This window comes from Mesorhizobium sp. B3-1-9 (assembly GCF_006439595.1).
Taxonomy (GTDB): domain Bacteria; phylum Pseudomonadota; class Alphaproteobacteria; order Rhizobiales; family Rhizobiaceae; genus Mesorhizobium.
Window position 1 is genome coordinate 84,880 of the sequence record NZ_VFTJ01000017.1, and the last position, 13,839, is coordinate 98,718.

A 13,839-nucleotide genomic window follows, 5' to 3' on the forward strand; every position below is an offset into this window, starting at 1 on the left:
TGATGTCGATTTCGGCAAGCCGAGTTTATTTTTACGGCAGGAGACCGACGATGCGAACTTTTTCGGCAATCGCCGGCAGCGCGCTGTTCCTTGTGGTTGCGCCCGGCGTCGTCGCCGGCCTGGCGCCGTGGCTCTTGACCGACCACTATCGCGAACCTCTGTCGGCTCTGCCGGGCTTCGTGCCTGCGGGCTCGCTTCTCGTGGTCGGAGCCGCCGCCATCCTGCTTCATGCCTTTGCCCATTTTGCCCTCGAGGGCCTGGGCACGCCCGCTCCCGTGGCGCCGACCGAGAAACTGGTCGTCGGCGGCATCTACCGCCATGTGCGCAACCCAATGTACGTGGCGGTGCTGGCGATCATCCTTGGCCAGGCGCTGATCTTTTCGAGCTGGGCGGTGCTGGTCTACGGCCTGATCGCCGCCGCGGCGATGGTCTCCTTCGTCAAGGTCTATGAAGAGCCGACGCTCGCCAATCGCTATGGCGCGGAATACGAAACCTACCGCCGCGCCGTCCCCGGCTGGCTGCCACGGCTGACGCCGTGGCGCGGGCAATAGTTTCTCGGCCGGGCGCTTTTAGTAAGACCAGCTACGGGCCTTGGCGATGATGAAATCGCGAAAAACGTGCAGCTTCGCCTGGTTCTTCATCGCGTCGGGATAGGCGAAATAGGTATCGAAGGACGGCACCTCGGTCTCCGGCAGCAACTGCACCAGGTTCGAGTCCTTGTTGATCACATAGTCCGGCAGCATGGCAATGCCGGCGCCGCCCTGCACGGCCCGCTTGATCGACAGGATGTCGTTGATCTGCAGCGTCGGCACCCGCTGCGCGCCCTCGAAATCGCCGACGGTCTCCAGCCAGTTCAGCTCCGACAGATGCGATGGCACCGGCACGCCGAAGGTGACGATGCGGTGGTTCCTGAGCTCGGCGATCGAGGCCGGCCTGCTGAACTTGGCGATATAGGACGGCGCCGCGTAAAGGTGGAAATGCACCGTGAACAGCCGGCGCTGGATGAGGTCGGGCTGCTGCGGCTGGCGCAGCCGGATCGCGCAATCGGCCTGGCGCATGGTGAGGTCGAGCTCCTCATTGGCGAGGATCAGCTGCAGGCTGATCTCGGGATAGAGCTCGATGAATTCCTGCACCCGTTCGGTCAGCCAGCCGGCGCCCAGGCCCACCGTGGTCGTTACCCTGAGCACGCCCGACGGCCGGTCCTTGGTCTCGGTCAGCCGCGTCTTGATCGTTTCCAGCTTCATCAGCACGTCATGCGCCGTGCGGAACAGCATCTCGCCCTGCTCGGTCAGCACCAGGCCGCGCGCATGGCGGTGGAACAGCGCGACGCCGACATCATGCTCCAGCGCGCTGACCTGCCGCGAAATAGCCGATTGCGACAGATGCAGCGTCTCCGCGGCATGGGTGAACGACCCAGCCTCCGCCGCTGCGTGAAATACGCGTAATTTGTCCCAGTCCAGCGCCATGATTCCCCTCGCGTTGCCTTCGGCGTCTGAATGAAAAATCAGGCTTTTAAACGGCTTCTTTCAGCCGATCTGTCATTCCGCCGCTTCGCGGTGAACCTCGATGCCCGCCAGATATTTTTCCGCCTCGAGCGCCGCCATGCAGCCAAGCCCGGCCGCCGTCACCGCCTGGCGGTACACGTCGTCGGTGACGTCGCCGGCGGCGAAGACGCCGGGCACATCGGTGCGGGTGGAATCGGGCGCCGTCCACAGATAGCCGTTCGGCTTCTGCTTCAGCTTGCCGGCGAAGAGTTCCACCGCCGGCGCATGGCCGATGGCGACGAACACGCCGTCGACCGGCAGCTTCGATTCCTGGCCGGTCACCACGTTGCGCAGCGTCAGGCCCTCGACCGAGGGCGGCAGCGGCGCCTTGCCCGGCCGTCCGGTGATCTCGTCGACGACCGTGTCCCAGATGACGCGGACATTGTCCTTCTTGAGCAGCCGCTCGCGCAGGATGCGCTCGGCGCGGAAATCGCTGCGCCGGTGGATGACGGTGACGCTCTTGGCGAGGTTCGACAGATAGAGCGCCTCCTCGACTGCGGAATTGCCGCCGCCTACCACCGCGACGTCCTTGCCGCGATAAAAGAAGCCGTCGCAGGTGGCGCAGGCCGAAACGCCGAAGCCCATGAAGGCCTGCTCCGACGGGATGCCCAGCCACTTGGCCTGCGCGCCGGTGGCGATGATCAAGGCGTCCGCCGTGTAGACCGTGCCGGAGTCGCCTGTGGCGCGAAACGGCCGCACATTGAGGTCGACCTCGGTGATGATGTCGTTGATGATGTCGGTGCCGACATGCTCGGCCTGCTTGAGCATCTGCTCCATCAGCCAGGGGCCCTGGATCGGATCGGCGAAGCCGGGATAGTTTTCGACGTCGGTAGTGATCATCAATTGGCCGCCCTGCTGCAGGCCGGCGACCAGCATCGGCTTCAGCATGGCGCGCGCGGCGTAGACCGCCGCCGTGTAGCCGGCCGGGCCGGAACCGATGATAAGAACAGGCGCATGCTTGGTGTTCATGAAAGTCCCCTGCGGCGCGCAGCCGTGGTTGTCGCGCGTAATGTAAGTGTTGCCCGTGGGACCAGCAAGGCAGGTTGGCCTTCGTCCCCGGAAAGCTTCGTCCTCTGCATATCGGGCCATATCGCCGACCGTCATCAATGCATGGCGCCAGAGGTGTGCGCGGCTCTGGGATCACGGCATGCCTCAAAACAGGGAGAAAATCATCGCAAAGCTATGGCCTCCGGCGCGAAACCAAATTACAAAATTGCGAAAGATTCTTGCGCGAAAGCCCTTCATGCCGCTGAAAGCCGATCTCGACGCCATCGACTGGAAGATCCTGCGCGAGCTGCAGGGCGACGGCCGCATGACCAATGTCGAACTGTCCAACCGGGTCGGTATCTCGGCGCCGCCTTGCCTGCGCCGGGTCAGGCGGCTGGAGGAGGCCGGCATCATCCGCGGCTACCGCGCGCTTCTCAACGCCCCGGCACTGGGCATGGATGTCGTGGCCTTCTGCCTGATCGGCCTGCATCATCAGGCCGATGCCGAACTGAAAGCCTTCGCCGAGCGCACGCGCGGCTGGCCGATCGTGCGCGACGCCTGGATGGTGTCGGGCGAATCCGACTTCCTGCTGCATTGCGTGGCAAGCGACCTCGGCACCTTCCAGACCTTCGTCATCGAGGAGCTTGCTTCGGCGCCCAATGTGGACACCGTGCGCACCGCCTTGACCATCCGTCGCGTCAAGGATGAGGGCCTGGTGGCTTTTCCGACTTAATGTGCCGGCTTCCGGAAATTCACCTGCAAAAACAAGCGGTTTAGCTCGGGGCTTTGAATCAAACCGCGATCAGAGCGACCGTATCGCGGTAAGCAGCGCCTCAAGGTCATGAGCGCCGCGCAACGGCAAAACCGAGAGCCCGTCCATCGTCGAGCCTTCGCCGTCGACCAGCCAGCCACGCGCAAGGCCGGCGCGCTGGCCGGCTTCCATATCGGCCGGCTTGTCGCCGACGATCAGCGATCGCTTGAGATCGAGGCCGAGCCGCCGGCCCGCCTCCAGCAGCATGCCCGGATTGGGCTTGCGCATCGGATGGTCGGCAACCGCTAGCGGATCCTTGCCGGCGTCGTGGTAGGCGCAGGCAAGAACCATGTCGACAAACGCGTTTTGTTCAGCCATGAGGCCGAGCACGCGCTCGTTGACCCTGGCGAACGCATCCCAGCCGAAATAGCCGCGTGCGATGCCGGACTGGTTGGTGACGACAACGACCGGAATCCCGCGCCGGTTCGCGGCCTCGATGGCAAGTATGATATCGTCGCGCAGCTCTACATCGGCCGGATTGTCGGGATAGCCAGTATCGACATTGATGGTGCCGTCACGGTCGAGAAACAGCGCCGGTCGGCCGGCCGCAAAGACCTTGCTACCAATCCGCTCCACCCATAGGCCGGGCTTGACGAGCGGAAAGGCGGACTCGCCCTCAGCCATTGCTGAGACGCGCTTCGACCGCCTCGCACAGATGATGATAGAGGCACAAATGCCCCTGCTGGATGATCGGCGTCGAGGTCGACGGCACGTTGAGCAGGATGTCGGTCAGCGGCCTGAGCTTGCCGCCGGTCTCGCCGGTCAGGCCGATCACCGTCATGCCCATCGCCCTCGCCTGCTCGGCCGCGGCAAGGATGCTCGGCGAATTGCCGCTGGTCGAGATGGCCAGCAGCACCGCGCCTTCCGAACCATGCGCCTCGACCTGGCGCGAGAAGACGGTGTCGAAGCCGTAGTCGTTGCCCCAAGCCGTCAGCACCGCGGCGTTGGCCGGCAGCGCGATGACGTTATAGGCCTTGCGTTCCTTCAGGAAGCGGCCGACCAGCTCGCCGGCGATGTGGATGGCGTCGCTCGCCGAGCCCCCATTACCGCAGATCAGCAGCGCCTTGCCTTGCGACAGCGCCTTGACGACGGTCGCGACGGCGCGCTCCATTTCCGCGGTGAGGTCGCGTTCAACCATCGCTGAGATCGCCGCCGCGGAGCGGACAAGATAATCGTTCAAGTCAGACATGAGATCCTCAGTTTGCGGCACGCAGCTTGCCGATCGTGTTCGTCGTGCTCTTGCCGGCGATGAGATCGACCAGCACCACGCGCCCGCCCGCCTTCTGCACCACATCGGCGCCGACCACGGTCTCGACCGTGTAATCCGCGCCCTTGACCAGGATGTCCGGCAAAAGCGCCTCGATCAGCTTCAGCGGCGTGTCCTCCTCGAAGACGACGACCGCATCGACCGAGGCAAGTGCCGCCAGCACGCAGGCGCGGTCATGCTGGTTGTTGACTGGGCGCCCCGGCCCTTTCAGCCGGTGCACCGAGGCGTCGCTGTTGAGGCCGAGCACCAGCCGGTCGCACTGGCTGCGCGCGGCATGCAGCAGGCTGACATGGCCGGCATGCAGGATATCGAAACAGCCATTGGTGAAGCCGACGGTCAGTCCCTCTTCCTTCCAGGCGGCGACCATCCTGGCTGCGGCGTTGAAATCGAGGATGGCATCCTGGTGACCGGTCGGCCCATGTGAGCGGAACAGCGCGCCGGACAGTTCCTCGACGTTCAGCCGCGCCGTGCCGCGTTTTCCCACCACGACACCGCCGGCCGCATTTGCAATGACGGCGGCATGCACCCGGTCGGCGCCGGCGGCGAGCGACAGCGCGAAGCTCGCGATGACCGTGTCGCCGGCACCGGAAACGTCGAACACTTCGCGCGCCTGGGTGGAGATGTGGCGGGCATCCTCGGCGGAGACCACGCTCATCCCCTTCTCGCTGCGCGTGGCGACGATGAACTCGAAGTCATGCGCGGCGATCAGATCGCGCGCAGCGGCTACGATCTCGTCGTCGCCGAACACCTTGCGCCCGACCGCCTCGCCAAGCTCCTTGCGGTTCGGCGTCACTGCCGTAGCACCTGCATAGCGCGCGTAATCGCGCCCCTTCGGATCGACCAGCACCGGCTTGCCGGCATCGCGGCAGATCGCGATCAACTCGCCGGCGACGCCGTCGAGCAGGATGCCCTTGCCGTAATCGGAGAGGATGACGATATCGGCACGGCCAAGCGCGGCCTGGAAGTGATCGATAAGCTTCGCCCGCTCGGCGGAAGTGAGCGGTTTGATCTCTTCCTCGTCGAAACGCAGCACCTGCTGGTTGAGCGCGCTGAAGCGGCTTTTCGACGAGGTCATGCGGTCCTGGCGCTGCAGGAGCCCATCGGTGTCGACGCCGATCTCGTCCAGCATGCGCATCAGATTGTTACCCGCCTGGTCGGCGCCGATCACCGAAACGGGGATGGCGGCAGCACCGAGCGAAACGATGTTGGACACGACATTGCCGGCGCCGCCCATGTTCAGCGACTCGCCTTTGCCATGCAGCACGGGGATGGGAGCCTCCGGCGAGATGCGCTCGATCACGCCGCTGACGAAGCGGTCGAGGATGAAATCGCCCACCACCAGCACGGTGACGTCGCCGAACCGGGCGATGGTGCGATGCAAAGGTTCCGGAGAAGGCGGATTGTGCTTGATCATCTCACTCGAGGTCTGCCTGAAGACGGCCGGACTTGATTAGGTTTCAGCGCCGGAATTGTGGCGTGGGCTGCTCAAGGCGATGCCGATATACCGCAATTCGGGCGAGCGCAACGGCAGGCCTGGTGCAGACCGCAGCCGAAGCCGGCTGGGCAATCAGCTCTTCTGCAGGGCGACGTGGACGCCGAGGCCGACCAGCACGGCGCCACCCGCACGCTGCATCAGCCGCTGCGCTCGGCCCGAGCGCCGCAGCCGGGCGATCATCGCACCGGCCAGGAACACGCAGGCGATGTCGGCCGAGGAAAACATCAGATTGACGATGGTTCCCAGCACCACGAACTGCAGCCAGACCGGCAACGCCGCCGAAGCGTCGATGAACTGCGGCAGGAACGCCATGAAGAAGATCGCCGTCTTGGGATTGAGCACCTCGACGGTGATGCTCTCGAAAAAGGCCCGGCGGGCCGATTTCCGCTCGATCGCGGGCAGCGCCGTCTCGCCATCCGCGCGCTTGCGGAAGAGACAAACGCCGAGCCAGATCAGATAGAGCGCGCCGATGAGCTTGACCGCCATGTAGAGCGGCGGCACGGCGTGGAACAGCACGGACAGGCCAGTGGCGGCAGCGAAGACATGGAAATAGCCGCCGAGATGGATGCCCAGCGCCGCCGTCAGCCCCGACCAGCGCCCGCGCGCCATGGTCTGCGCCGCCGCATAAAGCATGGCGGGGCCGGGTATATAGGCGAAGATCGCCGTGGTGGCGAAGAACGCGATGAGCAGTTCGGTCGACGGCATTCTTGGTCCCTCATGGTACTGCGGGTAGCGAATGCCTACTGAAGCGGGAGCTTTTGCGGCTTCACTGTGATGCACCGGAGCGCCTGCTTTATCGACACTCCCGTCCACCTCCCCTATAAGGGCCGGAATCGGCAACGGAGCAAGGCTGAAAAGCATGATCATTGTCACGGGCGGCGCCGGCATGATCGGCTCCAACATCGTCGCCGCTCTCAACGCCGAGGGGCATGACGACATCGTCGTCGTCGACGACCTCACCGACGGCCACAAGATCGCCAACCTCGCCGACCTGCGCATCGCCGACTATCTCGACAAGGACGATTTTCTCGCCCGGCTCAAGGACGGCGCGCTCGGCCGCATCGAGGCCGTCTTCCATCAAGGCGCCTGCTCGACCACCACCGAATGGAACGGCAAGTTCATGATGGAGGTGAACTACGCCTATTCCAAGCGCCTGCTGCATGCCTGCCTCGGATTGCGTGTCCCGTTCCTCTATGCCTCCTCGGCGTCGGTCTATGGCGGCGGCTCAGAATTTCGCGAAGAGCCGGAGTGCGAGCGCCCCCTCAACGTCTACGCCTATTCCAAGAAACTGTTCGATGACTATGTTCGCCGTAACGTCTTCGACACCGATCATTCGCAGGTCGCCGGCCTACGCTATTTCAACGTCTATGGACCGCGCGAGGCGCATAAGGGCGCCATGGCCTCGGTCGCTTTCCATCTGTTCAACCAGGTCGAACGCGGCGAAAACCCGAAGCTGTTCGGCGCTTATGGCGATTTCGGCCCCGGCGAGCAGAGCCGCGACTTCATCCATGTCGGCGACGTGGCGGAGGTCAATCTGTGGCTGTGGAAACGCGGCGCGAGCGGCATCTTCAATTGCGGCACCGGCCGCGCCCAGCCGTTCCGCGCCATCGCCGAGACGGTCATCGACACACTGGGCAAGGGGGAGATCGAGTTCATCCCCTTTCCCAATCACCTCAAGGGCAGCTACCAGAGTTTCACGCAGGCTGATATGTCCCGCTTGCGCGCGGCCGGCTACAATGGCCAATTCCGTACAGTCGAAACCGGCGTCAGGGACTATGTCGAATGGCTGAAGGCCCAACGATCCTCGTGATCGGCCCACGCTGGGTGGGCGACATGGTCATGGCGCAGTGCCTGTTTGCGGCGCTGAAAGAAAAGCATCCGCACGCCGCCATCGACGTGCTGGCGCCGGCCTGGGCGGCACCGCTGGTCAAGCGCATGCCCGAGATACGCAGCCAGATCGACTTTCCGCTGATGCCGGGAGCGCTCGAATTCCGCAGCCGGCGGCGCTTCGGCCGCCTGCTGCGCGGCCGCTACGACATGGCCTATGTGCTGCCGGGAAGCTGGAAATCGGCGCTGATCCCGTTCTTTGCCCGCATCCCACATCGTGTCGGCAATCTGCGCGAGATGCGCTATGGCCTGCTGACCGATGTCGTGCCGCTGCCCGAAGCGCTGAAACGGCGCACGGCGCGCGCCTATTTCGGCCTCGCGCGCGGCGGCACCTTTCGCGCGCCGAGGCTTACCGTCGACGAGGCCAACCAGGGGGATTTGCTGGCGCGCTTCGGGCTGGCGGGCCAGAAATTCGTGGCGCTCATGCCCGGCGCCGAGTTCGGCCCGGCAAAACGCTGGCCGAGCGATCATTATGCCGGGCTTGCCCGGGACATGATGGCAAAGGGACTGGGCGTCGTCCTGCTCGGCTCGAAGAACGATGCCGATGTGACCGGCGAGATCGCAGCACTTGCCCCGGGCGCCGTCGACCTTGCCGGCAAGACGCGGCTGGAGGACGCCATCGACCTGATCGCCGCGGCGAAGCTTGCTGTGTCGAACGACAGCGGGCTGATGCATGTCGCGGCCGCCGTCGGCACCCCGATCGTGGCCGTCTACGGTTCGACCTCGCCGCAAAACACGCCGCCGCTCAGCGACCGCTCCGAACTGATCTGGCTGCATCTGTCCTGCTCGCCCTGCCACAAGAAGGTCTGCCCGCTCGGCCATCTCAACTGCCTGAAGACGCTCGATGTCGCCCGCGTTACAGCCGCGGCCGACCGCTTGCTCGAGGTTCCGGCGGCCGCATGAAAGTGCTGATCGTCAAGACATCGTCGATGGGCGATGTCATCCACACCTTTCCCGCCGTCGAGGACGCGGTGCGCAACCGCCCCGACATAAATTTCGACTGGTGCGTGGAGGAGGCGTTTGCCGGGATCGTGGCGCTGCACCCGGCCATTGGAGTGATCCACAAGGTGGCGGTCCGGCGCTGGCGCAAGCGGCTTCTCGACGGCGCCACATGGCGCGAGATGGCCGGACTGCGCAAAGCGCTGCGCGCCTCCCGCTACGATCTCGTCATCGACGCCCAAGGCTTGTTGAAGTCGGCCCTGGTCGCCATACAGGCCGGCGCGCCGATCGCCGGCTTCGACCGGGCCAGCGCCCGCGAGCCGTCGGCGACGCTGTTTTATCAGCGCAAATATGCCGTGCCGCGCGACCTGCATGCCATCGAGCGCACCAGGCGGCTGTTCGGGCTGGCGCTTGGCTACCAGCCTGACCTGTCGACGCTCGACTCCGGCATCGTGCCGCCGGCGGGCAATCCGGCCGGCATTGAAGGCAGAACCGCCCTCCTGCTGCACGGCACCAGCCGCGAGGACAAGAAATGGCCGGTCGAGGATTGGATCGAAACCGCGCACCAGCTGGCCGACCGGCAGTTCACGCCGGTGGTCACTTGGTCGAACGAGGCGGAAAAGAAAGTGGCGGAAGCCGTTGCCGGTGCCGTGTCAGGGACCGTGCTGACTGCCAAATCGCCGCTCGCGGACGTCGCCGCGCTCCTCGGCCGCTCGACGCTGGTCATCGGCGCCGACACTGGCCTCACCCACCTCGCCAGCGCCTTCGGCCTGCCGACGGTCGCCATCTTCCTGGCGACGGAACCGGGTCTCACCGGCCCGCGCGGGAAGTTTGCGTCGACCTTGATGGCGCCGGCCAGCGGCAAGATCACGGCGGCTGAGGTGATAGCGGAAGCGGAACGGCTGCTGGCGCTCCGATCGAAGGCGCCAGCCTGAGCTGCTAGATAAACTGCACCTGGACGATCTCGTAGCCTCTGGCGCCACCCGGAGCATTGACCTCGATGGCGTCGCCGACTTCCTTGCCGATGAGCGCCCGCGCGATCGGCGAGGAGATCGAGATGCGGCCGGACTTCACGTCCGCTTCCTGGTCGCCGACGATCTGGTAGGTCTTCTTTTCCTCGGTGTCCTCGTCGACGAGCACGACGGTCGCGCCGAACTTCACCTTGTCGCCGGAAAGCTTGGAGACGTCGATGACCTCGGCCCGCGCGATCAGATCCTCGAGCTCGTTGATGCGGCCCTCATTGTGGCTCTGCGACTCCTTCGCCGCGTGATATTCGGCATTTTCCGACAGGTCGCCATGCGAGCGCGCTTCGGAGATCGCCTCGATGATACGGGGACGTTCCTCCTGCTGACGCCAGCGAAGTTCTTCCTTCAATGACGCGAACCCCTCGCCTGTCATCGGGACCTTGATCATATGCCTGACCTTTCCTGCCGCCACCCCCGCTTTTCGGGAGCAACCTTGTCAAATGGGTACAAAAAGAAAACGGTCCGGCAGCCTCGGGCTAACGGAACCGTTTCACCACAATTTCCCTGAATATAGCGATCTTCGCGCGATTTTCACGCCCAAAAATTGAAGTTCGGCAAAATGATCACCGCTTTCGCGGGCCCGCGGCTGACGGCGAGCAACAAAAACCGGCTGTGAGCAATCACAGCCGGTTCGAGAGACGTCGGGCCCTGCTCAGCTCCTCAGGAAATGATCGATCTGCTCGGACAGCATGCCGTATTCGCGCGAGCCCTTGCCGGTCCGCTTTTCGATTTCCTGGAGCTGCTGCTGGGCGCCGGCGAGATCGCCGATCTGCAGATGCGCTTCGCCGAGATATTCGCGCACCAGCGTGTAGTTCGGGTCGATGCGAAGCGCTTCCTCGTAATAGCCAAGGCCGACCGTGACGCGGCCGGAATGGCGATTCGAATAGCCGAGATAATTGAGGATGCGCGGATCCTGCTTGTTGGCGGCGAGCGTCAGCACCGAGATCGCCTCGTCATAGCGTCCGGCCATCGCCAGATCGTGGCCGGCCTCATAGATGCTGTCGTCATCCAGCATGCCATATTGCGGCACGACGCATTTTTTCTTTTTCTTGTCCCAAACCTCGCCCTTCTTGCAGGTGGTGGTCGTCTGGCCACCGCTGCTGCCGCCTTCACCAGCTGCAAAAGCCGGCGCAACGAACAGCGGCAGCGCCGCAATAGCCATGACCTGAACAAGCAAACGTCTGCGCATCGAAGCCTCCATGAGCGTGACAATGCCAGATTAACGCCGTCTTGGCGCGGTTTCATCCCGAAATGCGGGTGGCTGCCGAACTATTTTGGACGGCCGGACAGAAGCCGTTACCGCCGGACGTGACGCGCGTTTTAATTCCGCTATCATCGGGGCCAAGCGCATCACGTGGAGAAGGATCGTGCAGCAGCGCCTCGAGAAGGAGTGGGACCTTTCGATCGATCCGGACACGGTGCGCCTGTTCATCCTCAAGGCCAAGGCGCTGAGCGCCGCCGTAAACGAGGACTATGACGACGGCGCGGAGCACGAGGTCGAGTTCGACGGCGACACCCATGCCAGCCATCACCATGACGGCCTTGTCGAGGAAGCCTCGGAAGACCTCACCGAGGAGGAATTCCGCGAACTGATCAACGATCTCAATATCGACGAAGCGGCCGAGTTGATCGCGCTCGCCTGGGTCGGACGCGGCGACTATGACGCATCCGAATGGGCGGACGCGGTGGCCGCGGCCAGGGAGCGTCCCAGGAAGCGCACGGCCAAGTATCTGCTCGGCCTGCCGATGCTTGCCGACTGGCTGGAGGAAGGCCTTGAAGCCATCGGCGCGTAACGCGCCGGTAACCGATTGTGATCGGCAAGGCGGGTCGGGCAGGCAACTTCGCGACGCGACCGCCGTTTCCGGGCGATGGCAACGCTGAGCCTTTCACGATTTTGCAGACTGGCGCTGCCTGTGGCGGCTGCGATCCTCCTGGTTACGCCGGCCGCCGCCAAGCATCATCATCGGCATAAGAGGCACCTGCCGCCGGCCGGCCAAAGCGCCGCTCCGGCGCCGCAAACGCCTGCGGCGACACCGGTTCCGGGGTCGCGTCCGCGGGATATGGAGAACGGCGCCGATAGGTCCGGGCGAGACAAAAGCCGCCTCGACAGCAATGACGACTTTCTCAACCAGGACAAGTCGCATCCGAAATGGGATGCCCGCCCGCCACGTTCGAAGGGCGCTCAATCCGGGCCGCGGACGCAATCCGAACCGCAGACGCCGGATGTCGTGCCCACGCCCCCGCAGAAGCCCACCGAACTGGAGCCCGAGCCGCCGGAAACTGGGCCGCAACCATCGGAAAAACCCGAACCGCCGGGCGAGGAAAAGATGCCTCCCGATCCGCGTTCCGCCGAGATGCCGGCCGACAAGATGCCGGCGGAGGAAACCGCATGCCGGGAAAGGCTGAAGGCGCTTGGCATCGAATTCGAGGAGCACAAGGCCGAGCACGACGCGGAAATCGGCTGCTCGATTCCCTATCCGATAATTTTGAAAACGCTTGGCAAATCCATCGGTATCAGTCCCGGCACCGAGCTCAACTGCCAGATGGCGGAGGCGGCCGCGCGCTTCATGGCCGATGTCGTCCAACCCACGGCGAAGGCCGAACTCGGGGCCGACCTGAAGTCGATCAACCAGACTTCGGCCTTTGTCTGCCGGCCGCGCCACGGCACGCGCAAACTGTCGGAACACGCCTTCGGCAACGCGCTCGACATCGCCAGCTTCACCTTGTCGGACGGGAGGACGATCGAGGTCGGGCCGGCGCCGCCGGAGAAGGACGCGAAGTTCCTCAACGCGGTGCGCAAGGCTGCCTGCGGGCCGTTCAAGACGGTGCTCGGGCCGGGCGCCGACGCCGACCATGCGCTGCATTTCCACCTCGACCTGGAACCGCGCCGCCACGGCGGCACTTTTTGCCAGTAAGCGCGATATCGAAAGTCTCGGGTCACATCCGGCAAGAACAGCGCCGCAATTCCGCCCCATGCGTGAATGGGGCCGCTGATCTTTCCTTTACTCTTGGCGATTAATCTTGTGCCATTCGGGGACAAGGACGCCTTTCAATGGCTCGAAGACTTGGCGCCATGCTTGGCTTGGCGCTACAGAACAAGCGTGTGCGCGTCACGATCGCCGGGCTGGCCGCGGGCGTCGCCATCGCGACGATATCGGCCTGTACGACGGGCGACGTCTTTGCGCTGCAGCCGGCCGTCGATGTCGGCAGCCAGACGGCAGCCGTGCCGCAGCCCGACGCGCCGCAATATTCCGGAATGCAGCGCCTCGTTCCGTCCAATCCCTACATGACCGAGGCCGCCTATCCGCGCATGGACGAGCCGATGTCGCCCGGCGAGCAGTTGCCGGCCAGCGAGATCGACTGCCGCAACGAGTTGAAGCGGATGGGCGTCGTCTATCAGGACATCCAGCCGATCCATGAAGGCCAGTGCGGCATCGATTTCCCGGTAAAAGTTTCGGCCATCGGCAGCGTCGCCATGAAGCCGGCCGCAACGCTGACCTGCAACATGGCCGCCACCTTTGCCGCCTGGACGAAGAACGAGCTGCAGCCGGCCGCCCGCTGGCGCTATTTCTCCGGCGTCAAGACGATCCACCAGGGCTCCAGCTATTCCTGCCGCAACATCGCCGGCGAAGGCGTCCTGTCCGAGCACGGCAAGGGCAACGCCCTCGACGTCATGAGCATCGAGCTCAACAATGGCGATGACATCGATGTCCGCAAGCCCGGCCTGTTCGCCTTCCGCACGCGCGGCTTCCTCAACAATGTGCGCGCCGACGGTTGCCAATATTTCACCACGGTGCTCGGCCCCGGCTACAATTACGACCACCGCAACCATTTCCATTTCGACATCAAGAACCGCAAAAGCGGTTACCGCGCCTGCCGCTAGA

16 protein-coding genes are annotated in these 13,839 nt (G+C 64.4%); 8 read left to right on the forward strand and 8 right to left on the reverse strand.

Features of this window, described 5'->3' with window-relative positions:
- The first annotated feature begins 50 nt into the window (after positions 1–50).
- Positions 51–551 carry an isoprenylcysteine carboxylmethyltransferase family protein gene (locus FJW07_RS24385; RefSeq protein ID WP_140859080.1) on the forward strand — a complete coding sequence of 167 codons (501 nt, stop codon included), beginning with the start codon at positions 51–53 and terminating at the stop codon, positions 549–551.
- An 18-nt stretch (positions 552–569) separates the two neighbouring features.
- Here FJW07_RS24385 and FJW07_RS24390 read toward each other — a convergent pair whose 3' ends face one another.
- A complete protein-coding gene (locus FJW07_RS24390) occupies positions 570–1,466 on the reverse strand; it encodes a LysR family transcriptional regulator (protein WP_140640770.1) in 897 nt (298 codons plus the stop codon).
- A 72-nt stretch (positions 1,467–1,538) separates the two neighbouring features.
- The gene (gene trxB, locus FJW07_RS24395) at positions 1,539–2,513 is read right to left on the reverse strand and encodes a thioredoxin-disulfide reductase (RefSeq protein WP_140859081.1); all 975 of its coding nucleotides are present in this window, start codon (positions 2,511–2,513) and stop codon (positions 1,539–1,541) included.
- Between the two features lie 274 nt (positions 2,514–2,787).
- Here trxB and FJW07_RS24400 point away from each other — a divergent pair, with 274 nt between their 5' ends.
- Positions 2,788–3,264, forward strand: a complete 477-nt coding sequence (locus FJW07_RS24400) for an Lrp/AsnC family transcriptional regulator (RefSeq protein WP_140640772.1) — start codon at positions 2,788–2,790, stop codon at positions 3,262–3,264.
- Between the two features lie 69 nt (positions 3,265–3,333).
- Here FJW07_RS24400 and FJW07_RS24405 read toward each other — a convergent pair whose 3' ends face one another.
- From FJW07_RS24405 to FJW07_RS24420, 4 genes are all read right to left on the reverse strand, one after another.
- Positions 3,334–3,966: an HAD family hydrolase gene (locus FJW07_RS24405; protein ID WP_140859082.1), complete on the reverse strand. Its 633-nt coding sequence runs from the start codon at positions 3,964–3,966 to the stop codon at positions 3,334–3,336.
- Entirely contained in the window at positions 3,959–4,531 is a 573-nt protein-coding gene (locus tag FJW07_RS24410; protein ID WP_140859083.1) for an SIS domain-containing protein, read from the reverse strand. The genes FJW07_RS24405 and FJW07_RS24410 overlap by 8 nt, the downstream gene beginning before the upstream one ends.
- 7 nt (positions 4,532–4,538) lie before the next feature.
- Positions 4,539–6,023, reverse strand: a complete 1,485-nt coding sequence (gene rfaE1, locus FJW07_RS24415; RefSeq protein ID WP_140859084.1) for a D-glycero-beta-D-manno-heptose-7-phosphate kinase — start codon at positions 6,021–6,023, stop codon at positions 4,539–4,541.
- Positions 6,024–6,176: 153 nt separating this feature from the next.
- Positions 6,177–6,809: a LysE family translocator gene (locus FJW07_RS24420; RefSeq protein ID WP_140782323.1), complete on the reverse strand. Its 633-nt coding sequence runs from the start codon at positions 6,807–6,809 to the stop codon at positions 6,177–6,179.
- A 154-nt stretch (positions 6,810–6,963) separates the two neighbouring features.
- Between FJW07_RS24420 and rfaD the strand changes: the two genes are divergently transcribed.
- Genes rfaD through waaC form a run of 3 tightly spaced genes read left to right on the forward strand, consistent with a single transcriptional unit; the run spans position 6,964 to position 9,865 of the window.
- Positions 6,964–7,914, forward strand: a complete 951-nt coding sequence (gene rfaD, locus FJW07_RS24425; protein ID WP_140859085.1) for an ADP-glyceromanno-heptose 6-epimerase — start codon at positions 6,964–6,966, stop codon at positions 7,912–7,914.
- On the forward strand, positions 7,887–8,894 hold the full coding sequence (waaF, locus tag FJW07_RS24430) for a lipopolysaccharide heptosyltransferase II (protein ID WP_140859086.1): 1,008 nt from the start codon (positions 7,887–7,889) through the stop codon (positions 8,892–8,894). Before rfaD ends, waaF begins: the two co-directional genes overlap by 28 nt.
- Entirely contained in the window at positions 8,891–9,865 is a 975-nt protein-coding gene (waaC, locus tag FJW07_RS24435; RefSeq protein WP_140859087.1) for a lipopolysaccharide heptosyltransferase I, read from the forward strand. The genes waaF and waaC overlap by 4 nt, the downstream gene beginning before the upstream one ends.
- Positions 9,866–9,869: 4 nt before the next feature.
- On the opposite strand, the gene greA is transcribed toward waaC, so the two are convergent.
- Together greA and FJW07_RS24445 are read right to left on the reverse strand one after the other, a co-directional pair.
- Positions 9,870–10,343 carry a transcription elongation factor GreA gene (greA, locus tag FJW07_RS24440; protein ID WP_027168132.1) on the reverse strand — a complete coding sequence of 158 codons (474 nt, stop codon included), beginning with the start codon at positions 10,341–10,343 and terminating at the stop codon, positions 9,870–9,872.
- Positions 10,344–10,607: 264 nt separating this feature from the next.
- Positions 10,608–11,144 carry a tetratricopeptide repeat protein gene (locus FJW07_RS24445; protein WP_140859088.1) on the reverse strand — a complete coding sequence of 179 codons (537 nt, stop codon included), beginning with the start codon at positions 11,142–11,144 and terminating at the stop codon, positions 10,608–10,610.
- 178 nt (positions 11,145–11,322) lie between these two features.
- Here FJW07_RS24445 and FJW07_RS24450 point away from each other — a divergent pair, with 178 nt between their 5' ends.
- The 3 genes from FJW07_RS24450 to FJW07_RS24460 all read left to right on the forward strand — a co-directional run bounded on the left by FJW07_RS24450 (position 11,323) and on the right by FJW07_RS24460 (position 13,838).
- Positions 11,323–11,748, forward strand: coding sequence for a DUF3775 domain-containing protein (locus FJW07_RS24450; protein WP_140782327.1), 426 nt, complete (start codon positions 11,323–11,325; stop codon positions 11,746–11,748).
- Positions 11,749–11,823: 75 nt separating this feature from the next.
- The gene (locus FJW07_RS24455) at positions 11,824–12,870 is read left to right on the forward strand and encodes an extensin family protein (protein ID WP_140640792.1); all 1,047 of its coding nucleotides are present in this window, start codon (positions 11,824–11,826) and stop codon (positions 12,868–12,870) included.
- A gap of 158 nt (positions 12,871–13,028) precedes the next feature.
- Positions 13,029–13,838, forward strand: coding sequence for an extensin family protein (locus tag FJW07_RS24460; RefSeq protein WP_140859112.1), 810 nt, complete (start codon positions 13,029–13,031; stop codon positions 13,836–13,838).
- Position 13,839: the final 1 nt, after the last annotated feature.

Bases quoted from the DNA above. Each gene is read 5' to 3' on its own strand.
- waaF (WP_140859086.1), top strand. From the start codon at position 7,887: ATGGCTGAAGGCCCAACGATCCTCGTGATCGGCCCACGCTGGGTGGGC.
- FJW07_RS24405 (WP_140859082.1), bottom strand. From the start codon at position 3,966: ATGGCTGAGGGCGAGTCCGCCTTTCCGCTCGTCAAGCCCGGCCTATGG.
- rfaD (WP_140859085.1), top strand. From the start codon at position 6,964: ATGATCATTGTCACGGGCGGCGCCGGCATGATCGGCTCCAACATCGTC.
- FJW07_RS24445 (WP_140859088.1), bottom strand. From the start codon at position 11,144: ATGCGCAGACGTTTGCTTGTTCAGGTCATGGCTATTGCGGCGCTGCCG.
- waaC (WP_140859087.1), top strand. From the start codon at position 8,891: ATGAAAGTGCTGATCGTCAAGACATCGTCGATGGGCGATGTCATCCAC.
- FJW07_RS24420 (WP_140782323.1), bottom strand. From the start codon at position 6,809: ATGCCGTCGACCGAACTGCTCATCGCGTTCTTCGCCACCACGGCGATC.
- FJW07_RS24400 (WP_140640772.1), top strand. From the start codon at position 2,788: ATGCCGCTGAAAGCCGATCTCGACGCCATCGACTGGAAGATCCTGCGC.
- FJW07_RS24460 (WP_140859112.1), top strand. From the start codon at position 13,029: ATGCTTGGCTTGGCGCTACAGAACAAGCGTGTGCGCGTCACGATCGCC.
- rfaE1 (WP_140859084.1), bottom strand. From the start codon at position 6,023: ATGATCAAGCACAATCCGCCTTCTCCGGAACCTTTGCATCGCACCATC.
- FJW07_RS24385 (WP_140859080.1), top strand. From the start codon at position 51: ATGCGAACTTTTTCGGCAATCGCCGGCAGCGCGCTGTTCCTTGTGGTT.
- FJW07_RS24390 (WP_140640770.1), bottom strand. From the start codon at position 1,466: ATGGCGCTGGACTGGGACAAATTACGCGTATTTCACGCAGCGGCGGAG.
- FJW07_RS24455 (WP_140640792.1), top strand. From the start codon at position 11,824: ATGGCAACGCTGAGCCTTTCACGATTTTGCAGACTGGCGCTGCCTGTG.
- FJW07_RS24410 (WP_140859083.1), bottom strand. From the start codon at position 4,531: ATGTCTGACTTGAACGATTATCTTGTCCGCTCCGCGGCGGCGATCTCA.
- trxB (WP_140859081.1), bottom strand. From the start codon at position 2,513: ATGAACACCAAGCATGCGCCTGTTCTTATCATCGGTTCCGGCCCGGCC.
- greA (WP_027168132.1), bottom strand. From the start codon at position 10,343: ATGATCAAGGTCCCGATGACAGGCGAGGGGTTCGCGTCATTGAAGGAA.